This window comes from Streptomyces katrae, from assembly GCF_000717655.1.
GTDB classification, from domain to species: Bacteria; Actinomycetota; Actinomycetes; order Streptomycetales; family Streptomycetaceae; genus Streptomyces; species Streptomyces katrae_B.
Genome location: NZ_JNZY01000001.1, coordinates 377,938 through 397,882 on the forward strand (window position 1 = coordinate 377,938; position 19,945 = coordinate 397,882).

21 protein-coding genes and 1 tRNA gene are annotated in these 19,945 nt (G+C 72.8%); 12 read left to right on the forward strand and 10 right to left on the reverse strand.

Going from position 1 to position 19,945, the window contains the following annotated elements:
• Window positions 1-52: 52 nt before the first annotated feature.
• A complete protein-coding gene (locus tag IF09_RS0101800) occupies window positions 53-1,909 on the forward strand; it encodes a tetratricopeptide repeat protein (RefSeq protein ID WP_063607302.1) in 1,857 nt (618 codons plus the stop codon).
• A 90-nt stretch (window positions 1,910-1,999) separates the two neighbouring features.
• Window positions 2,000-2,073, forward strand: a tRNA-Met gene (locus IF09_RS0101805).
• 112 nt (window positions 2,074-2,185) lie between these two features.
• Here IF09_RS0101805 and IF09_RS0101810 read toward each other — a convergent pair.
• On the reverse strand, window positions 2,186-2,602 hold the full coding sequence (locus IF09_RS0101810; protein WP_030291258.1) for a Fur family transcriptional regulator: 417 nt from the start codon (window positions 2,600-2,602) through the stop codon (window positions 2,186-2,188).
• A gap of 131 nt (window positions 2,603-2,733) precedes the next feature.
• Between IF09_RS0101810 and IF09_RS0101815 the strand changes: the two genes are divergently transcribed.
• Window positions 2,734-4,203: a catalase gene (locus IF09_RS0101815; RefSeq protein WP_030291259.1), complete on the forward strand. Its 1,470-nt coding sequence runs from the start codon at window positions 2,734-2,736 to the stop codon at window positions 4,201-4,203.
• Between the two features lie 76 nt (window positions 4,204-4,279).
• Here IF09_RS0101815 and IF09_RS0101820 read toward each other — a convergent pair whose 3' ends face one another.
• Both IF09_RS0101820 and hisN read right to left on the reverse strand, forming a co-directional pair.
• Window positions 4,280-4,675: a cyclic nucleotide-binding/CBS domain-containing protein gene (locus tag IF09_RS0101820; RefSeq protein ID WP_030291261.1), complete on the reverse strand. Its 396-nt coding sequence runs from the start codon at window positions 4,673-4,675 to the stop codon at window positions 4,280-4,282.
• A 191-nt stretch (window positions 4,676-4,866) separates the two neighbouring features.
• On the reverse strand, window positions 4,867-5,673 hold the full coding sequence (gene hisN / locus IF09_RS0101825) for a histidinol-phosphatase (RefSeq protein ID WP_030291263.1): 807 nt from the start codon (window positions 5,671-5,673) through the stop codon (window positions 4,867-4,869).
• Between the two features lie 150 nt (window positions 5,674-5,823).
• Here hisN and IF09_RS0101830 point away from each other — a divergent pair, with 150 nt between their 5' ends.
• Window positions 5,824-6,396 (forward strand): TetR/AcrR family transcriptional regulator, encoded by a 573-nt coding sequence (locus IF09_RS0101830; RefSeq protein WP_030291265.1) that lies wholly within the window; start codon window positions 5,824-5,826, stop codon window positions 6,394-6,396.
• On the opposite strand, the gene IF09_RS0101835 is transcribed toward IF09_RS0101830, so the two are convergent.
• The 4 genes from IF09_RS0101835 to IF09_RS0101850 form a co-directional block, all read right to left on the reverse strand.
• Window positions 6,362-6,685, reverse strand: coding sequence for a DMT family transporter (locus IF09_RS0101835; protein WP_030291266.1), 324 nt, complete (start codon window positions 6,683-6,685; stop codon window positions 6,362-6,364). The genes IF09_RS0101830 and IF09_RS0101835 overlap by 35 nt on opposite strands.
• Window positions 6,686-6,776: 91 nt before the next feature.
• The gene (gene rsgA, locus IF09_RS0101840; protein WP_030291267.1) at window positions 6,777-7,787 is read right to left on the reverse strand and encodes a ribosome small subunit-dependent GTPase A; all 1,011 of its coding nucleotides are present in this window, start codon (window positions 7,785-7,787) and stop codon (window positions 6,777-6,779) included.
• 8 nt (window positions 7,788-7,795) lie between these two features.
• On the reverse strand, window positions 7,796-9,133 hold the full coding sequence (gene aroA / locus IF09_RS0101845; protein WP_030291271.1) for a 3-phosphoshikimate 1-carboxyvinyltransferase: 1,338 nt from the start codon (window positions 9,131-9,133) through the stop codon (window positions 7,796-7,798).
• A 75-nt stretch (window positions 9,134-9,208) separates the two neighbouring features.
• Window positions 9,209-9,922 carry a M50 family metallopeptidase gene (locus IF09_RS0101850; protein ID WP_030291273.1) on the reverse strand — a complete coding sequence of 238 codons (714 nt, stop codon included), beginning with the start codon at window positions 9,920-9,922 and terminating at the stop codon, window positions 9,209-9,211.
• 53 nt (window positions 9,923-9,975) lie between these two features.
• Between IF09_RS0101850 and IF09_RS0101855 the strand changes: the two genes are divergently transcribed.
• From IF09_RS0101855 to def, 8 genes are all read left to right on the forward strand, one after another.
• Complete coding sequence (locus IF09_RS0101855; protein ID WP_030291274.1) at window positions 9,976-10,791, forward strand: SOS response-associated peptidase; 816 nt, start codon at window positions 9,976-9,978, stop codon at window positions 10,789-10,791.
• An 18-nt stretch (window positions 10,792-10,809) separates the two neighbouring features.
• Entirely contained in the window at window positions 10,810-11,466 is a 657-nt protein-coding gene (locus IF09_RS0101860) for an alpha/beta family hydrolase (RefSeq protein WP_030291275.1), read from the forward strand.
• Between the two features lie 291 nt (window positions 11,467-11,757).
• Entirely contained in the window at window positions 11,758-12,402 is a 645-nt protein-coding gene (locus IF09_RS0101865; RefSeq protein WP_008741505.1) for a sigma-70 family RNA polymerase sigma factor, read from the forward strand.
• Window positions 12,399-12,701: a mycothiol system anti-sigma-R factor gene (rsrA, locus tag IF09_RS0101870; protein ID WP_030291277.1), complete on the forward strand. Its 303-nt coding sequence runs from the start codon at window positions 12,399-12,401 to the stop codon at window positions 12,699-12,701. Before IF09_RS0101865 ends, rsrA begins: the two co-directional genes overlap by 4 nt.
• Before the next feature lie 176 nt (window positions 12,702-12,877).
• Window positions 12,878-14,470, forward strand: a complete 1,593-nt coding sequence (locus IF09_RS0101875) for an HD-GYP domain-containing protein (protein WP_234320853.1) — start codon at window positions 12,878-12,880, stop codon at window positions 14,468-14,470.
• A complete protein-coding gene (locus IF09_RS0101880; protein WP_030291279.1) occupies window positions 14,467-15,756 on the forward strand; it encodes an HD-GYP domain-containing protein in 1,290 nt (429 codons plus the stop codon). Before IF09_RS0101875 ends, IF09_RS0101880 begins: the two co-directional genes overlap by 4 nt.
• Before the next feature lie 105 nt (window positions 15,757-15,861).
• Window positions 15,862-16,863 (forward strand): tetratricopeptide repeat protein, encoded by a 1,002-nt coding sequence (locus IF09_RS0101885; RefSeq protein ID WP_030291280.1) that lies wholly within the window; start codon window positions 15,862-15,864, stop codon window positions 16,861-16,863.
• Between the two features lie 66 nt (window positions 16,864-16,929).
• Entirely contained in the window at window positions 16,930-17,565 is a 636-nt protein-coding gene (gene def, locus IF09_RS0101890) for a peptide deformylase (protein WP_030291282.1), read from the forward strand.
• Window positions 17,566-17,605: 40 nt separating this feature from the next.
• Here def and IF09_RS0101895 read toward each other — a convergent pair whose 3' ends face one another.
• From IF09_RS0101895 to IF09_RS0101905, 3 genes are all read right to left on the reverse strand, one after another.
• Window positions 17,606-18,574 carry a helix-turn-helix domain-containing protein gene (locus IF09_RS0101895; protein WP_030291284.1) on the reverse strand — a complete coding sequence of 323 codons (969 nt, stop codon included), beginning with the start codon at window positions 18,572-18,574 and terminating at the stop codon, window positions 17,606-17,608.
• Window positions 18,575-18,757: 183 nt separating this feature from the next.
• Entirely contained in the window at window positions 18,758-19,144 is a 387-nt protein-coding gene (locus IF09_RS0101900; RefSeq protein ID WP_234320854.1) for a DUF3703 domain-containing protein, read from the reverse strand.
• Between the two features lie 65 nt (window positions 19,145-19,209).
• Complete coding sequence (locus IF09_RS0101905; protein WP_051831995.1) at window positions 19,210-19,920, reverse strand: AraC family transcriptional regulator; 711 nt, start codon at window positions 19,918-19,920, stop codon at window positions 19,210-19,212.
• Window positions 19,921-19,945: the final 25 nt, after the last annotated feature.

Below are 19,945 nucleotides of genomic sequence, written 5' to 3' on the forward strand. Positions count from 1 at the left end.
ACCTCACAGGCTGCGACATACCAGGTGTACGCGGGTAGCAGGTGATGCGACGATGGGATTTATGGGGGACAGGTCAACTCTGCTGGAGACAGGGCGGTTTGTGAGGGCGGAAGTCGAATCGGGCGCAGAGGCCAACGAGGAGGCTCCGGTCGTTAACGCGCAGACCGCACTGACCGATGCGGATTTCGCGGAAGAGATGTTCGCCGAAACCGATCCGGCGAGCGACGCCGAGCTGGAAGCACGGCACCGGGTCGCGGCCGACCGGGGTGACCCGGGCGCGATGAGCGTGCTCGGGGCGCTGCTGCTGCGCCGCGGCGACCTGACCGGCGCCGAGCCGTACCTGCGCGGCGCCACCGCGGAAGGGGACCGCGCCGCCGCCAACAACCTGGGAGTGCTGCTGCTCCAGCGGGGTTACCCCGAGGAGGCCGCCGGCTGGTGGCGGGTCGCCGCCGTGGCCGGATCCGCGCCGGCCGCACACGCCCTGGGCCGCCACTTCCGTGAGCGCGGGGACGAGCCCGCCGCCGAGTACTGGCTGCGCCAGGCGGCCGAATCCGGCCATGCCCTCGGTGCGTACGGGCTCGCCGACCTGCTCGAGCACCGCGGCGACAAGGGCGTCGAGCGCTGGCTGCGCCAGGCGGCCGAGCAGGGGCACCGTGAGGCCGCGTACCGGCTCGCCCGGCACCTGCGCAAGGGCGACCCCGCCGAGGCCGAGCAGTGGTACCGGCAGGCCGCCGCGCGCGGGCACCGGCGGGCCGCGCTGCACCTGGGCGCCCTGCTGGAGGCGCGCGGGGAACTCAAGGAGGCCGGGCGCTGGTACCTGACCTCCGCCAAGCAGGGCGAGGCACGGGCCGCGTGCGCGCTCGGCTTCCTGCTGCGCGACGCCGGCGACGAGGAGAGCGCCGTCGCGTGGTGGAACCGCGCCGCACAGGACGGCGACGGGAACGCCGCCAATGCGCTGGGCGCGCTGCACGCCGCACGGGGCGAGACCCAGACCGCGGAGAAGTGGTACCGCACCGCCATGGACGCGGGCGACCAGAACGGGGCGTACAACCTTGCTTTGCTGTGCGCCGCACAGGAGCGGACCGCCCAGGCCGAGCAGTGGTACCGGCGGGCGGCCTACGCCGGCCACCGGGAGGCCGCCAACGCCCTCGCGATCATGCTGTTGCAGGTCGGCGACGCGGCGGGGGCCGAGCCGTGGTTCTCGAAGGCGGCCGAGGCGGGCAGCGTCGACGCCGCGTTCAACCTCGGGATCCTGTTCGCGAGCCGGGACGACGACCGGACGGCGCTGAAGTGGTACGAGCGGGCCGCGTCGGCGGGCCACACGGACGCGGCGCTCCAGGTCGGCATCGCGCTGGTCCGCGACGGCGAGGACCGGGCGGCGGAGCGGCACCTGCGGTGCGCCGCGGGCGGCGGCAGCGCGGAGGCGGCGTTCCGGCTGGCCGCGCTTCTGGAATCGCTGGCTCCGCCGCCGGAGCCGGTGGCGCTGGGCGAGCCGGTCGGCGGCGCCGAGCGCACCGAGAGCGAGGAGTGGTACGAGCGGGCCGCGGAGCTGGGGCACCGGCGTGCGCAGGTCCGGGTCGGGATGCTGGCCGCTGCGCGGGGCGATCTGGCGGTCGCGGCGCGGTGGTACCGGGAGGCGGCGGAGGCGGGCTCCCGCAACGGGGCGTTCAACCTCGGGCTGCTGCTCGCCCGCGAGGGGAACGAGCCGGAGGCCGCGCTGTGGTGGACCCGGGCCGCGGTGGCCGGGCACGGCCGGGCGGCGTTGCGGCTGGGGCTCCTCGCTGCGCGGCACGGGGACCTGGCGGAGGGGCAGAAGTGGTGCGTCCGGGCCATGGAGCTGGGGCCGGCGGAGGTCTCCGAACGGGCGGCCAGGCTCCGCGAGGCGCTGGCCGAGGAGCTCTCCGCCTGACCCCTGGCCCCCGCGCCTCAAGCGCGGGGGGCCGGATGGTTAAGCGATTTGCATCTGTCGGGGGGCCTCGCGTAAAGTCGTGTTTACCGACGCGGGGTGGAGCAGCTCGGTAGCTCGCTGGGCTCATAACCCAGAGGTCGCAGGTTCAAATCCTGTCCCCGCTACTGAAGGCCGAAGGCCCGGATCCTTGGATCCGGGCCTTCAGTCGTTTCGCGCCACGTTTCACGCCAAAAAAGACGGGCCCGGGAGCATCGCTCCCGGGCCCGTCTGCGTTGGTCATGCCCCCGAGCAGGACGGGCACAGGCCCCGGTACGTCACCTCGACCGCCGACACCACGAAGCCGAAGCGCTCCGCGTCCGGGAGGTCGGCCAGCGGGTTGCCCGACGGGTGCACGTCGCGGATCGCACCGCACTGGGCGCAGACCAGGTGCTGGTGGGGCTGGTGGGCGTTCGGGTCATAGCGCTTGGCCCGGCGGTCCGTGGAGACCTCCAGGACCTCGCCGAGGGACACGAGCTCGCCCAGTGTGTTGTAGACGGTGGCGCGCGAGATCTCCGGCAGCTTGTCCACCGCCCGGGCGTGCACCTCGTCGGCCGTCAGGTGAACGTGGTCACCGTCGAGCACCTCGGCCACGACGCGCCGCTGTGCGGTCATGCGCCATCCGCGTCCGCGAAGTCGTTCCAGCAGGTCACTCATGGACACCAGCCTAACAGCGAGGGGATTGGGTGTAACTCCCGAACTGGTATGGAGTTGGATCCTTGCTTGACTTAGACAAAGTCCATCGTAGGATCGAGTACGGCAAAGGCCAAGGACAGGACACGCAGGGAATGACGCAGGAGGCGCACGTGACGCAGGGACCGCTCACCACGGAGGCCGGGGCTCCGGTCGCCGACAACCAGAACAGCGAGACGGCCGGCGTCGGAGGTCCCGTTCTGGTCCAGGACCAGCTGCTCCTCGAGAAGCTGGCCCACTTCAACCGCGAGCGCATCCCGGAGCGCGTCGTGCACGCCCGCGGCGCCGGCGCGTACGGCACCTTCACTCTCACCCGTGACGTGTCGCAGTGGACCCGGGCGAAGTTCCTGTCCGAGGTCGGCAAGCAGACCGAGACCTTCCTGCGCTTCTCCACCGTCGCGGGCAACCTCGGTGCGGCCGACGCGGTGCGCGACCCCCGCGGCTGGGCGCTGAAGTTCTACACCGAAGAGGGCAATTACGACCTCGTCGGCAACAACACGCCGGTGTTCTTCATCAAGGACGCCATCAAGTTCCCCGACTTCATCCACACCCAGAAGCGCGACCCGTACACGGGCTCGCAGGAGGCGGACAACGTCTGGGACTTCTGGGGTCTGTCGCCCGAGTCCACCCACCAGGTGACCTGGCTGTTCGGCGACCGCGGCATACCGGCGTCCTACCGTCACATGAACGGCTACGGCTCGCACACGTTCCAGTGGAACAACGAGGCCGGCGAGGTCTTCTGGGTCAAGTACCACTTCAAGACCGACCAGGGCATCAAGAACCTCACGCAGGCCGAGGCCAACGCCCTCGCCGGCGCGGACCCCGACTCGCACCAGCGCGACCTGCGCGAGTCCATCGAGCGCGGCGAGTTCCCGACCTGGACCGTGCAGGTCCAGATCATGCCGGCGGCGGAGGCGTCCGGCTACCGCTTCAACCCGTTCGACCTCACCAAGGTGTGGCCGCACGAGGACTACCCGCCGATCGAGATCGGCAAGCTGGAGCTCAACCGCAACCCGGAGAACGTCTTCGCCGAGGTCGAGCAGAGCATCTTCAGCCCGGCGCACTTCGTCCCCGGCATCGGCCCGTCCCCCGACAAGATGCTCCAGGGCCGTCTCTTCGCGTACGGCGACGCCCACCGCTACCGCGTCGGCATCAACGCCGACCACCTGCCGGTGAACCGCCCGCACGCCACCGAGGCGCGCACCAACTCCCGTGACGGCTTCCTGTACGACGGCCGCCACAAGGGTGCGAAGAACTACGAGCCGAACAGCTTCGGCGGCCCCTTCCAGACGGACCGCCCGCTGTGGCAGTCCACCCCGGTCACCGGCGGTACGGGCAACCACGCCGCCCCGGTGCACTCCGAGGACAGCGACTTCGTCCAGGCGGGCAACCTCTACCGCCTGATGTCCGAGGACGAGAAGTCCCGTCTGATCGAGAACCTCTCCGGCTTCATCGCCAAGGTCTCCCGTGACGACATCGCCGAGCGCGCGATCGACAACTTCCGCCAGGCGGACGGTGACTTCGGCAAGCGGCTGGAGGCCGCGGTCCAGGCCCTCCGCGGCTGATTCCCCGCTCGCCGAGAGCTGAAGGGCCGGACCCCGTCGGGGTCCGGCCCTCCGGCTTGCGCCGGTACGTGCGGTGCTACGCCGGTACGGTGCTGCGCCGCGCCGGCACCCAGCAGCGGATGACATCGCGTACGGACACGATGCCGACGGGGCCGCCGTGCTCCAGCACGATCAGATGGCGGAAGCCGCCGTTGACCATCGCCTCGGCAGCCTCCTGGACGGTGGCCTGCGGGGTGCAGAACACCACGTTGTTGGTGGTGTGCGCGCCCACGGACTCCCGGTCGGGATCGTGTCCCGCGCCGATGGAGTTGAGGATGTCGCGTTCGGTCAGGATGCCGATCCCACTGTGGTCGGGATCGAGGACGACGGCTGCGCCGACCCGTCGGCCGGACATCAGGCAGGCCGCCTGCCGGAGGGTGTGGGCGGGTCCGAGGGTGAGGATCACGGTGCTCATGGCGTCACGGACGAGCATGAAGAGAGCCACCTCCTGGGGAGAGTCCCTCCGCTTGGGTGGGTGCACCCGGTGAAGGCCCGCACCGAACGGGCACGGAACTTAGAGAAGTCCTTCACAAGCGCACAAGCGGATGGATTCTCAGATTCCCATGGACACGGAGGGTCATCAAGAGGGCGCACCCGGTTGTCCGGGCGCAGGGCCCGGGCGGCTCAGGCGCGCGGGCGCAGACATCCCAGCATCTCCTCGTGCAACAGCCCGTTCGAGGCCGCCGCGTTCCCGCCGTGCACGCCCTCCACGCCGTCCAGATCGGTGAACCGGCCGCCCGCCTCCTGGACCACGACCGCGATGGCCGCCATGTCCCACAGGTTCAGCTCCGGCTCGGCGCACAGATCCAGCGAGCCCTCCGCGACCATCATGTACGGCCAGAAGTCGCCGTAGCCGCGGGTGCGCCAGCACTGCCGGGTCAGGTCCAGGAACCCCGGGAGGCGGCCCTGCTCCTCCCAGCCGCTCAGCGAGGAGTACGCGAAGGAGGCGTCGCCCAAGGTGCCCACCTTCGAGACCCCGAGCGGTACGGGCGTCCCGCCCAGCGCACCGCCGGCGTACGCGCCCCCGCCCTGCGCGGCCCACCAGCGGCGGCCCAGCGCAGGTGCCGAGACGACGCCGACCACCGGCCGGAAGACCCCGTCGGCGCCCTCCGCCATCAGCGAGATCAGCGTGGCCCAGACGGGGACGCCGCGCACGTAGTTCTTCGTGCCGTCGATCGGGTCCACGACCCAGCGGCGCGGGCCGCTGCCCTTGAGGCCGTACTCCTCGCCCAGGATGGCGTCGGCGGGCCGCGCGGCCTCGATCCCGGCCCGGACGATCTCCTCGGCGGCCTTGTCCGCCTCGCTCACCGGGGTCATGTCCGGCTTCGTCTCGACCTTCAGGTCGAGGGCGCGGAAACGCTGCATCGTGGCGGCGTCCGCCGCGTCGGCGAGCTCAAGGGCAAGGCGGAGGTCATCGTCATACTCGGGCATGGCCGAACAGTATCGGGACTCCCCGGACCGGGCGAGCGCCGTCCACGGTGCGACCCACCGGCGCCCTTGACAGGATCTGCCGGTCCGTCAACTCTGGCGGGAAGGCCGAGCGGGGAATCGGAGCGGGGGAAGTCGAGCGGGGAGGCGCAGATGCCGGCAGCCCGGGAGTCCTTGCTGGAAGCGGCGGGAGCGGCGCTCTTGGCGCGCCCCTGGCCGTCCGTGCGGATGGTCGACGTCGCGGCCACCGCCGGGGTGTCCCGGCAGACCCTCTACAACGAGTTCGGCGGCAAGGCGGGCCTGGGCCGGGCCCTGGTGCGCCGCGAGGCCGACTGGTACCTGGAAGGGGTGGACCGGGTCCTGCGCTCCCCGGCCGGGGCCGCCGAGCGCCTCGCCTCGGTCGCGGAGTGGACCGTACGGGCGGCCCGCGCGCGTCCCCTCGTACGGGCCCTGCTGACGGGGTGCTGGGACGGGAACTTACCCGTGCCGCCCGGGCAGGGAGTGCGGCCGGGCGTGCCGGCCCCGGGGCCCGGGGAGCTGGCCCGGGCCGTCCGCGACCGGGCATCGGCGGCGCTCACCCCGGGAGAGGGCGCACAGCGGTGCGAGCTCGCCGTGCGCCTCGCGCTGTCGTACGTGATAGCCCCGGGCGAGGAGCCGGGGCTCGGGGAGCTGATGCGGCTGCTGCGCCTGCTCAGTGAGCCGAACCGGACAGCTGGAGGCCGATGACGCCCAGGATGACCAGCGAGATCGAGACGAGTTTGAGCGTCGAGACCAGATCGCCGAGGAAGACCATGCCGTAGATGGCCGTCCCGGCGGCCCCGATGCCCGTCCACACCGCGTAGGCCGGGCCCACGTCCAGCTTCTTCAGGGCCAGGGTGAGCAGCCCGAAGCTGCCGAGCGCGAACGCGGCGAAGGCGATGGTCGGCCACAGCCGGGTGAACCCGTGGGACAGCTTGAGGCAGACCGCGAAACCGGTCTCCAGCATTCCGGCGACGACCACCAGCAGCCACGCCATGGCGCATGCCTCCCCGCGTCAGGTGACGTCGTGTCACGTGGTGGGATTATGCATTTACCAGACGTGGTACCCGGCAAACCCCGCCGGACGATCAGTCTCCCTCCCGGCGCTCGCGGGTCTGGAGCAGCCGCCGCAGCGAGTACAGGCGCGCCGGATCCGCGTGGCCGTCCTCCACCCACTTGTCGAGCGCGCAGTCCTGCTCGTCGTGGCTGCAGGCCCGCGGGCAGCCCTCCGTACCGGGAACCAGTTCCGGGAAGGCCAGGATCACCCGGGACGGGTCCACGTGGTGCAGGCCGAACGAGCGCACGCCCGGGGTGTCGATGACCCAGCCGTCACCGCCCGGCAGCGGCAGTGCGAGCGCGGACGTGGTGGTGTGCCGGCCGCGGCCGGTCACCGCGTTGACGTGCCCTGTGGCGCGCTGGCGGCCCTCGGCGACCAGCGAGTTCACCAGGGTGGTCTTGCCGACGCCCGAGTGCCCGACGAAGGCGGTGATCCGGCCGTTCAGGCGGTCGCGCACCCGGTCGGCCGCGTCGCCGCTCGCCAGCTCCTCGCGGTTGGTGACCACGTAGTTCAGGCCGAACGTGGAGTAGATCTCCAGGATCTTGTCCGGGGAGGTCAGGTCCGACTTCGTGAGCACCAGCAGCGGCTCCAGCCCGGCGTCGTACGCGGCCACCAGACAGCGGTCGATCATCCGGGGCCGCGGCTCCGGGTCGGCCAGCGCCGTGACGATCGCCAGCTGGTCCGCGTTGGCGACGACCACCCGCTCGTACGGGTCGTCGTCGTCCGCGGTGCGCCGCAGGACGGACTTGCGCTCCTCGATCCGCACGATCCGCGCCAGGGTGTCCTTCTTGCCCGTCAGGTCGCCCACGATCCAGACCCGGTCGCCGACCACCGCCGCCTTGCGGCCCAGCTCGCGGGCCTTCATGGCGGTGATCGAGCGGCCGTCGACCAGGCAGGTCAGCCGGCCGCGGTCGACGGTCAGGACGAAGCCCTCGGCCGCGTCCTCGTGCTTGGGCCGGATGGTGGTCCGGGGCCGGTTGCCCTTGGGGTTGGGCCGCTGGCGGATGTCGTCCTCGTCGGTGTGCTTTCCGTACCTGCGCATGACGGGCCCTACGCTCCCGCTCCCGAGAGCATTCGGGCCCACATCTTCGGGAAGTCCGGCAGGGTCTTCGCGGTCGTCGCCACGTTCTCGATCTGCACGCCCTCCACCGCCAGGCCGATCACCGCGCCCGCGGTGGCCATCCGGTGGTCGTCGTACGTGCGGAAGACACCCCCGTGCAGCGGGCGCGGGCGGATGTGCAGGCCGTCCGCAGTCTCGGTGACCTCGCCGCCGAGGCCGTTGATCTCCGCGGTCAGCGCCGCCAGCCGGTCCGTCTCGTGCAGCCGCAGGTGCGCCACCCCGCGCAGGGTGGACGGGGAGTCGGCCAGCGCCGCCACGGCCGCGATGCCGGGGGTGAGCTCGCCGACCTCGCTCAGATCCACGTCGATGCCGTGGATCTTGCCGCTGCCGCTGAAGACCAGGCCCGCGTCGGTCAGCTCGCAGGAACCCCCCATCTCGGTGAAGATCCGGCGCAGCTCGTCGCCCGGCTGGGTGGTGCGGCGCGGCCAGTCCGGGACCGTGACCGTGCCGCCGGTGATCAGGGCCGCCGCCAGGAACGGCTGCGCGTTCGACAGGTCCGGCTCCACGACCATGTCGCGGCCCAGCAGCGCGCTCGGCGCGACCCGCCACACGTTCGGCTCGCCGCCCGCCTCGGGGGTGTCGACCTGGGCGCCCGCCGCGCGCAGCATCTCCACGGTCATCCGGATGTGCGGCATCGACGGCAGGGCGGTGCCGGTGTGCCGGACCTCGACGCCCTGGTTGAAGCGCGGGCCGGAGAGCAGCAGCGCCGAGACGAACTGCGAGGAGTTCGAGGCGTCGATCTCGACGACGCCGCCCTCCAGGGCCCCGCCGCCCTGGACCGTCAGCGGCAGCGCGCCCCGGCCGTCGTCGTCGATCCGGGCGCCGAGGGTGCGCAGGGCGCTGATGACCTGGCCGAGCGGGCGCTCGTAGGAACGCGGGTCGCCGTCGAAGCGGATGTCGCCGGAGGCCAGGGTGGCGACGGGCGGCAGGAAGCGCATGACCGTGCCCGCGTTGCCGACGTCGACGGTGGCCGGGCCGTGCAGGCCGGCCGGGATGATGCGCCAGGCCTCGCCGCCGGAGCCGTCGCCGGAACTGGAGGATGCCGTCTCCTCGATGCCGACGCCCAGCGCGCGCAGCGCGTCCGCCATCAGCTGGGAGTCGCGCGAGCGCAGCGGGCGGCGCACCCAGCCCGGCTCGGCGGCGAGCGCGGCGAGGACGAGGGCGCGGTTGGTGACCGACTTCGACCCGGGCACGGTGACGGTGGCGTGGACGGTGCCGTCGGCGAGCGGAGCGGGCCAGAGGGCGTGGAGCGCGGGGGTCTCGGTCATGGCCCCCACTTTAGTGGCTCCTCCCGGGCCCAGATCTTGATCGCGCCGCCGCAGCGGGCCCGCGCGGGATCCGTCTCAGAGGCTGAGAAGCCAGCGCCCGCCGCCGATGAGCGAGCACAGCGCGACGGTGTGGAACAGGAGCAGCCAGGCGACCGGGTGGACGTGGGTGAGCCGCCCCAGCTGGTCCGCGTCGGAATCCGGCGCCCCGCCGTGCCGGCGCTGGGCCCCCAGCTCGAAGACCGGCCGTACGGCGCCCATCAGCAGGAACCACACCACCAGATACGCGAAGGCCGCCTGGACCTCGGCGGTGGCGAGCCAGGAGACCAGGACGAACGCGGCTCCGGCCAGCACCACCATCAGGGCCCCGTACGCGTTCCGGATCATCACCAGCATCGCGAGGAGCAGCACGGTGGCCGCCCACAGCAGCAGCGTGATGCGGTGGGCCGACAGCAGTGCGGCCCCGCCGAGACCGAGCAGCGCGGGCGCCGGGTACCCGGCGGCGGCGGTCAGGATCATCCCGGGCCCGGTCGCCTTGCCGACGCTGACGGTGACGCCGCTGGTGTCGGAGTGCAGCCGGATCCCGTCGAGCTTCCGTCCGGTCAGCCGGGCCACCAGCCCGTGGCCCCCCTCGTGGGCGATGGTCACGGCGTTGCGGGACAGCCGCCACAGCGGGCGCGGCCCCACGGCGGCCAGCGCGACGAAGCCCGTCACGATCACCAGCCACAGGGGCGGCGGGGTCTGTATACCGGTCAGCCGGTCCCACAGGCCGGCGGTCGTGGTGCTGTCCATAGAGTGGCGGACTCCTTGCGGTGGTGGGCGGGTGGGATGGCAGTGTGGCAGCCATGTGCGGAAGGTATGCAGCGAGTCGCAGACCCGAGGACCTGGTGGAGGCCTTCGGCATCGAGCGGTGGGAGCCGGAGGAGACCCTGGCCCCGGACTGGAACGTGGCGCCGACGAAGGAGGTCCACGTCGTCCTCGACCGTCCTGTGAAGGACGCTCCGGATCCGCGTCCGGTTCGTCAGCTGCGCACCCTCAGGTGGGGGCTCGTCCCCTCCTGGGCCAAGAACCCCGACGGTGCCGCCCGGATGACCAACGCCCGGTCCGAGACGCTGGCCGAGAAGCCGTCCTTCCGCAGGCCGTTCGCGCAGCGCCGCTGCATCGTCCCCGCCGACGGCTACTACGAGTGGGTCACCGCCCACGACGAACGGCAGCTCGAGGTCGAGGGCAAGAAGAAGCGGGCCCGCAAGCAGCCCTACTTCGTGCTCCCCGCCGACGGCTCCGTCTTCGCCATGGCCGGGATATACGAGTTCTGGCGCGACCCGGCCCTCCCCGGCGACCACCCACAGGCCTGGTGGGCGACCTGCTCGGTGATCACGGCCGAAGCCGAGACCGGGCCGCTGGCCGTGGCTCCCGCCGAGGGCCCGGCCTCGCTCGCCGAGATCCACCCCCGGATGCCGCTGATGCTGACCCCGGACCGCTGGGACGCCTGGCTGGACCCGGCCCGCACCGACCCCGACGAACTCCAGACCCTGCTCGCGCCGCCGCCGGGCGGGCTGATGCGCGCGTACCCGGTGTCCACGGCCGTCAGCAACGTGCGCAACAACGGGCCCGAGCTGCTCGACGAGCTGGCCGCGCCGGAGGAGTGCACGCTGTTCTGACCCGTGCAGGATGGGTCCATGACCACGCGTACGGAGAGCGTCGACACCCCGGCGGGCGAAGCCCGCATCACCTGGCACCCCGCCCCCGCCCGTACGGCCCGCCTCGTGCTGGCCGTGAGCCACGGCGCCGGCGGCGGGATCGAGGCCCGCGACCTCCGGGCCCTGGCCGGCGCGCTGCCCGCGCAGGGGGTCACCGTGGCGCTGGTCGAGCAGCCGTGGCGGGTCGCCGGGAAGAAGGTGGCCTCCGCGCCCAAGGTGCTCGACGAGGGCTGGCGCGGCCTGTGGCCGGCCCTGGCCGGGCCCGGGCTGCCCGTGGTGGCGGGCGGGCGCAGCGCCGGGGCCCGGGTGGCCTGCCGGACCGCCGCCGAGCTGGGGGCGGCCGGGGTGCTGGCGCTGGCGTTTCCGCTGCACCCGCCGGGCCGGCCCGAGAAGTCCCGGGCCGGGGAGCTGACCGGCGCCGGGCGGCCCACCCTGGTCGTCCAGGGCGGCCGGGACCCCTTCGGGAGGCCCGAGGAGTTCCCGCCGCCGAGCGCGCAGGCGGCGTACGAACTGGTGGAGGTCCCGCACGCCGATCACGGCTTCGCGGTGCCCAAGAAGACCGGTCCGACCCAGGAGGAGACCCTCGAGGTGATCACCGGGGCCGTCGCCGCGTGGCTCGCCGCACTACCCCTCTGATGTGAATCCGGTCACCTTTCTCCGCCTGCCCGGCAGAGGCCGCAAACCCCGGGAATGCACGGCCCGGCCCTTCTGTTGTGCCGGATGTCGGAAACGCACGGGAAATCGTCGGAGGAGAGGGAGCGCATGACCCAGGTCATCAGCCAGCACCGTCCGCAGGCGGCAGGCCTGGACTGGACGGTCCTGCCCGGGCCCAAGCGCAGCCAGCTTCAGGCGGCGGAAGGCCGGGATGGTCGACTATTCTCCGATTCGAGCGGGTCCGCTTTCGGAGCCGTCACGCAGTCGGAGGAGGTGGGTCCTGTCGCTGGGACCGACGAAGGCCACGCGGAGGAGACGACCCCGGAGCGCAATGCGCGCTTCGAGAGGGACGCCCTCGGCTACCTCGACCAGATGTACTCGGCCGCACTGCGCATGACGCGCAATCCGGCCGACGCCGAGGACCTGGTCCAGGAGACGTACGCGAAGGCATACGCGTCCTTCCACCAGTTCCGCGAGGGCACCAATCTCAAGGCGTGGCTCTACCGCATTCTGACCAACACGTTCATCAACTCCTACCGCAAGAAGCAGCGTGAACCGCAGCGCAGCGCGGCGGAGGAGATCGAGGACTGGCAGCTGGCGCGCGCCGAGTCGCACATGTCGACGGGACTGCGTTCCGCCGAATCGCAGGCGCTCGACCACCTGCCCGATTCGGATGTGAAGGAAGCGCTTCAGGCCATTCCCGAGGAGTTCCGCATCGCGGTCTATCTTGCCGACGTAGAGGGCTTTGCGTACAAGGAGATCGCGGACATCATGGGTACACCCATCGGTACGGTCATGTCGCGACTGCACCGTGGCCGCCGTCAACTCCGCGGAATGCTGGAGGACTATGCCCGTGAGCGCGGGCTGGTCCCCGCCGGCGCGGGAGAGTCGAACGACCTGAAAGGCTCGGGCTCATGAGCTGCGGAGAGCCGCACGAGACGGAGTGCTCTGAGGTCCTGGACCACCTGTACGAGTTCCTGGACCACGAGATGCCGGACAGCGACTGCACGAAGTTCGAGACGCATTTCGGCGAGTGCAATCCCTGTCTGGAGAAGTACGGCCTCGAGCAGGCCGTGAAGAAGCTGGTGAAGCGCTGCTGCGGTTCGGACGACGTGCCGACCGATCTGCGCTCGAAGGTCATGGGCCGGATCGAGCTGATCCGTTCGGGCCAGGCCGTCCCCGATCACGACGTCACCGCGGACCCCGCCACCAGCTGATCGAACAACTGCCCCTGGAAACCCACTTCGTTCACCCGAAGGCGCTAATCCGGGGGCGCCCGTACGGCGCAATACGAAAATGTGGCCCGCTGCACCAGGGGCCACACCTATTCTCCCCAGACGGTGCCGGTGATCCGGCGGCACCGGGTGCGCACGGCACAGGGGAGGAGAGCGCCATGCGGGTACTTCCGCCGGCGGCGCGCCCTTCCCTCATGCGGGCCGTCGTCCTGTGCGCCGTCCTCACGGCATGCGCCTGCACCGCCCCGGCCTTCGCCGATTCCGGCACCCCCTGGCCGGCCGTAGGACTTCTCGCCCTCCTCTGCCCGGGCTGCGAACTCGTCAGGCTGTGCCCGCTGCCGGGCAGGCGCAGCCGGGTCCCCGAGGGCATCGGCTCCTTCTTCCCCGTGGTGCTCGCCGCCGTCTTCCTGCTGCCGCCGGCCGCCGCCGCGCTGGTTGCGCTGCCCGGCGGGTTCGCCCAGGCCGTGGTCCAGCGGCCCGCCCCGGTGCGCCGGGTGTGGCACGCGGCGCAGCAGGCCACGGCCGCTGGGGCCGCGGGATGGACGTTCGCCCTGCTGGGCGGGCCGGACGCGCTCGGCGGCAGCCCCTTCGAGGGGTCGTTCGGAGCGGCCTTCGGGGGGTCCGGCCCGCCCGCCGCGGCCGGCCGGCTCGCGGACTTCCCGTACGCGATGCTCCCCGCCGCGGCCGCGGCCGTCGCCTTCTGCCTCGTACTGACCGCCCTCGACGCGGGCATCCTGGCCGCCGCCGAGGGACGGCCCGCGCGAGCCACGTGGCGCGGACTGCTCACCCTCTCCCTGGCCCCGCACTGCGTGCACGGCCTCGCCGGGCTGATGATGGCCGTCATGTGGCGCAGCCCCTACGGGCTCCCGGCCGCGCTGCTCGTCCTGCTGCCGATGTACATCTCCTGCTGGATCTTCGCCCAGTACCACCGCGAACGGGCCGCCCACCAGGCCACGATCCGGGCGCTCGTCCAGGCCGTCGACCTCAAGGACCGCTACACGCGCGGCCACAGCGAGCGCGTCGGCCAGGCCTCGGCGATGATCGCCCGCGAGCTGGGCATGGCCGGGGACCGCCTCGAGGTCGTCCGGATCGCCGGGATCCTGCACGACGTCGGCAAACTCGGCGTCCCGACCCGGCTGCTGCGCAAGGACGGGCCGCTGACCCCCGAGGAGCGCCGGGTCATCGAGCTGCACCCCGAGTACGGGCACGAGATGGTGCGCGGCATCGGCTTCCTGGGGGAGGCCCGGTCCGCGATCCTGCACCACCACGAGCGGATCGACGGCACCGGCTATCCGTACGGGCTGGCCGGCGAGCAGATCCCGGTGCTGGCCCGGGTGGTGGCGGTGGCCGACGCCTTCGACGCGATGACCTCGACCCGCTCCTACAGCCGGGCGCGGCCGGTGCCGGTGGCCCTGGCCGAGCTGGAACGGTGTGCGGGGGCGCACTTCGACCCGGCGATGGTGCACGCGCTGGTGGACGCGATCGGCCGGGACGGCTGGCACCCGGTGGCCACCGCGGACGACGACGTGCAGGTGATCCCGGCCGGTTCCGCTTCCGCTTCCGCTCCCGGCCGTGCGGCGGCGGCCGTTGCCGCAGCCGCCGCGGCACCCGTGGCGGCCGTACCTGCCGCGGCCGTGCCGGACCCCGGCGGCTCCGCGCTGTCCGGGCTCCCCGCGCAGGGCGCCCGCCTGGGCGTACGGACCGTGGACCCGCGCGCCGGGCAGGAACCGGACGGCGGGAGCGGGGCATGAGGGCCACGGTCGTGTGGACGGTGCGCGGGGCCGCCGGGGTGCTCACCCTGGCCGGGCTCGGGCACACCCTGTGGTACGGCGTCGTCGAGCCCGGCACCGCCCTGGCCTTCGGCGCCCTCATCGCCTGCGGAGAGCTCGCCCGCCGCGACCCGGGCGACGCCCGGGACCGCTCGGCCGGCCGGGACGCGGCCGAGGACCGCCAGCCCGCACCGCTGGGCTCCGCCGGCGCCCTCGCGTACGCCCTGCTCGGCCCGAACGCCGCCCAGTCCACCCACCACGGGGTGCTCCAGATCGTCGCGGTCGTCGTCGCCGGGGCGCTCGCCGGGATCGTCCCGCACATCGCCCGGGGCCGCGGCCCCGCCGCCGACCACCTGGCCCGCCGGGTCCTCACCGTCGCCTTCGCCGCCGTCTGCTTCCAGCCGCTCTACAATTCCGGCCGGCTGGAGCACGGCATCGGACAGGGCCCGTACCTCGTCCTCTTCCTGCTCTTCCTGCTCGGCCTCACCGCCCTGTGCGACGCCGTGCTCGCCGCCGCGCCGGCCGGCGCCCGCACGGGCCGGCCGTACGGGCCGCTGCTGCGCGACGAGCTGCGCGCCCAGCTCGGCATCGGCTCGGCGATCTGCGCCACCGGCGTCGTCATGGCCCTCGGGGTGGCCGTCGCCGGGCTGTGGGCGCTGCCCGTCCTCTGCGTGCCGCTGCTGCTGACCCAGCTGTCCTTCCACCGGATCACCGCGATCCGCACCACCTACCGCCAGACCATCACCTCCCTGGCCAGGGCCACCGAGATCGCGGGCTGCACCCGCCCGGGGCACTCCCGCCGCGTCGCCGCGCTGAGCTGCGCCGTCGGCCGGGAGCTCGGGCTGTCGGAGCGGGAGCTCACCGTGCTGGAATACGCCGCTCTCATGCACGACATCGGCCAGCTCTCCCTCGTCGACCCGGTCCGGGCCGGGGCCACCGCCGGGCTGCCCGCCGCCGAGGCCCGCCGGATCGCCGTGCTCGGCGGGGAGGTCGCCCGCCAGACCGGGGTGCCCGCCGAGGTGGCCGTGGTCGTGGAGCGGCAGGCCGACCCGTACCGGGACCAGCCCGCCCTGGCGCGCATCGTACGGGCGGTCAACGCGTACGACGACCTGCTGGGCGGGACCCGTCACCCGGGCGGCTCACTGGCGGTGCTGGAGCAGCTCCGGCTGGGCACGGGGCGCGACTATCAGCCAGAGGTCGTGGAGTGTCTTGCAAGGGTTCTGGCCAGGGGCGGACGTGACAGAGTCGGTCAAGTCCCACTTGGGTAACCCATGGGTAATGAGCGGCCGTCCGAGTGGGCATGGTTGGATGCCAGTAGGAGTGTCCGTGAGGGTGTCCGCAAGGCTGCACCGTTGGACCGGCAGGCGGGAATCGTGAGGATCTTCGGGAAGGTACGGCATCGGCCCTCCGCCTCGTGGCGGCAGGCCACCGACCGCGCGTTCACGCTGATCGGCGACGGGCGGTACGAGGACGCGGGCGCGCTGCTGACCAGAGCCGCGGACCTGGAGCCCTGGCTGTCCGAGTCCTGGTTCAACCTGGCCCTGCTGCACAAGTTCCGGCACGACTGGGAGCAGGCGCGGGCCGCCGGACTGCGCGCCGTGGCCCTGCTGGACCGCGAGACCGGCGCCCCGGACTGGTGGAACGTCGGCATCGCCGCGACCGCGCTTCAGGACTGGCCGCTGGCCCGCCGGGCCTGGCAGGCGTACGGGCTGAAGGTGCCCGGGGACACCGCCGCCGGAGGGAAGAAGAACAGCGGCGAACCGGTCGGCATGGAGCTCGGCAGCGCCGCCGTACGGCTGTCCCCCGAGGGGGAGGCCGAGGTGGTCTGGGGCCGCCGGCTTGACCCGGCCCGCATGGAGGTCCTGTCGATCCCGCTGCCCTCCTCGGGACGCCGCTGGGGCGAGGTCGTCCTGCACGACGGGGTCCCGCACGGCGAGCGGGTCACCGCGGCCGGACCCTCGTACCCGGTCTTCGACGAGATCGAGCTGTGGGCGCCCTCGCCGGTGCCGACCTGGGTGGTGCTGCTCGAGGCGGCCACCGAGGCGGACCGCGACGCCCTGGAACAGCTGGCCTCCGACGCGGGCTTCGCCGCCGAGGACTGGTCGTCGTCGGTACGGCTGCTGTGCCGGACCTGCTCGGAGAGCGTGATGCCGAGCGGCGAGGGCGACGGCGAGCACCTCGACCCGCACGACCACAGCGAACCGGGACATCCCGGACCGCTCGGGCACCGTACGAACGGTTCCGGCCCGCTGTGGGTGCCGGAGCGGGAATGCGGCATCGCGGCGCCGGCCGGCCTGGTGCGCGGACTGCTCGACGGCTGGGTCGCGGACAGCCCGGAGACCCGGGAGTGGCGGGATCTCGAGGAAGTCTGCTGACCGGGCACCGTAGGCTGTACCGGCACATTGGTGAACGGGTGGACTTACGGAAGGCGTACGGCGGACATGGCGCAGCAGGAGAACGAGGTCGTCGAGCTTGTGAACGACGGGTACGTCGTGGACACCGAGGACTGTGCGGAGCGCGAGCTCGCCCACCGCGAGCGCGGCACCGCCCGCCCGATCACGGTCGTCGGCAACCCGGTCCTCCACCACGAGTGCAAGGACGTCACCGAGTTCGGCGACGAACTGGCGCAGTTGATCGACGACATGTTCGCCAGCCAGAAGGCCGCCGAGGGCGTGGGCCTGGCCGCGAACCAGATCGGCGTCGACGCCAAGGTCTTCGTCTACGACTGCCCCGACGACGACGGCGTGCGCCACACCGGCGTCGTGGTCAACCCGAAGCTGGTGGAGCTGCCGGCCGGCTCCCGCGTGCTCGACGACTCGAACGAGGGCTGCCTGTCGGTCCCGACCGCGTACGCCTCGCTGGCCCGCCCGGACTACGCCGAGGTGACCGGCCAGGACGCGCAGGGCAACCCGATCAAGGTGCGCGGCACGGGCTACTTCGCGCGCTGCCTGCAGCACGAGACGGACCACCTGTACGGGTACCTGTACATCGACCGCCTCTCGAAGCGCGACCGCAAGGACGCCCTGCGCCAGATGGAAGAGGGCACCCCGCGCTACGAAACGGTCCCGAACGCCTGAGCCTTCGTGGCCCTTGGCCCCTGGCCTGCGGGCCCGCGGACTAAGCCACGGCCTGCGGGCCCCTGAACGTGCGGCGGAAGGCGTTCGGGGTCGTGCCGAGGGCGCGCAGGAAGTGGTGGCGCAGGGCTGCTGCGTTGCCGAAGCCGCTGCGGCCCGCGATCGCGTCGACCGTGTCGTCCGTAGCCTCCAAGAGCTCCTGCGCCAGCAGGACGCGCTGCCGCAGCACCCACTGGTACGGGGTCGTCCCGGTCTCCTGGAGGAAGCGGCGGGCGAAGGTGCGCGGTGACATGTGCGCGCGCTCGGCGAGCTGCTCGACGGTGATCTCCTCGTCCAGGTGGCGGGCCATCCAGCCGATCACCTCGCCCACCGTGTCGCACGCCGTGCGCGGCAGCGGCCGCTGGATGAACTGCGCCTGGCCGCCGTCCCGGTGCGGCGGGACGACCATCCGCCGGGCGATGGTGTTGGCCACCTCGGCGCCGTGCTCCCGGCGGACGACGTGCAGGCACGCGTCGATGCCCGAAGCAGTGCCCGCGGCGGTGACCACCGGCCCCTCGTCCACGTACAGCACGTCGGGGTCCACCCTCGCCTTCGGGAATCGCCGGGCCAGGGCCGGCGAGTGCATCCAGTGCGTGGTGCAGCGCCGGCCGTCCAGCAGCCCGGCGGCGCCGAGGACGAAGGCCCCGCTGCACACGCTCAGCACCCGCGCACCCCGGTCGACGGCCCGGCGCAGCGCCTCCAGCAGCGGCTCGGGGTACTCCCGGGTCGCCGCCGCGCGGTCGGCGGGCACGCAGATCAGGTCCGCGCCCTCCAGCCGCTCCAGCCCGTGCGGGACGACGATGTCGAAGTGCCCGTCGCCGGTGCGGGAGTGCCGGTCCTCCGCCGCGCACACGGCGAAGTCGTACACCGGCAGCCCCATCTCACTGCGGTCGATCCCGAAGACCTCGCAGAAGATCCCCAGCTCGAAGGGGGCGACGCCGTTCACCAGGGCTACGGCCACGTTGTTCAGCATGCCCCCAGTGTGGCAGTAATTCGCACTTCCATGACAGTCCTGCCACTGTCGGGTTTTCGGCGCCCTGGCGACAGTGGAGTCATGAACACGTTCCTCGACTTCCTCGTCGTCCTCGCCATCGCCGCCCTGCTGCTGGGGCCCGCGCTCTACGGGGCCCTGCGCGACCGCCGCATCGACCGGCAGCTACGCGCGGCCAAGCAGCGCGCGCAGGTCATCCGGGAGGGGCATGGGAGTGCGCAGCCCCGCGGCCGTACGCCCCGTGTTTCCGTACGGCACGCGCCCGGTCACTGACCCGGCCCCCGCGACCAGGATCCGTACCACCTGCCCCACCGTCTCCGCCCGGTCCCGGCAGTGCACCGCGAGCCGGAACATGTGCCAGTGCGCACGGGTGTGGGGCCAGGCCCAGGCCTGGGAGATGATGTGGGCCCGCTCCAGGGCGGTCCACATGGCGTCGGTGTCGGGCGCGGCGTCGCGGGCGCGGCGCAACTCGGCCTCGAAGGCCACGCGCACGGCGGGCGGCATGGTCTTCGGCGAGCACACGGCGACGCATTTCTTCATCATCTTTCGCATGCGTCCACGGTGCGGCCGAGGGCCCCGCCCACGCTTGAACGAACCTGCTACATCCCGCGACCCGCTCACATCCACTGGATGGTGCGGGTGAAGTCCGACGGCGGGATCCCGAACATCCGCCGCCACACCCGGCTGAGATGCGCCCCGTCGGCGAAGCCCGCGCCGTGCGCCGCATCCGTCAGGGAGTGCCCCTGGGAGGCGAGTTCGGCGGTCCGCATCAGTCGCAGCCACAGGACGTAGGGGCGGAACGGCAGTCCGAGCTCCGCCCGGAACAGGTGCGCGAGGCGGCTCTCCGACAGGCATGCCACCTCGGCCGCCTGGGACAGCCGTACGTGCTCCCGCCCGGGCAGCCAGTCCAGCACCCGCACCAGCCCCGGATGCGGCGTCGCACCCGGCAGCGGCCCTTGCGGCAGTACGGAGTCCAGCGCGCAGGCCGCCTCGAAGGGATCGGCGGGCAGCGCATCCGGTACGAGGTCCCCCGCGTCCCCCGCCAGCGCCGCGAGCCGGCGCCCGGCGGTGGAGAGCGGGTCGTAGTGCAGCACCACCCCGCGCGGAACCCCGCCCAGCACGGAATGCCGCACCCCGGACGGGACCACGTAGGCCCGGCAGCGGAACGGCTCCCCGGCCGGCCCGGCCATCAGCAGATCGTCCCCGCCGAGCGCGGCGATGACCTGCACGGAGTGGTGTGCGTGCGCGGAGGCGGACCCGACGGCGCCCCCGTACACCACGCCCCCCGGCCGCAGCCGCGCCCGCCCGGCCCACCCGGTCACGGACACGACGAAGCGCCCCCGCCCAGGACCT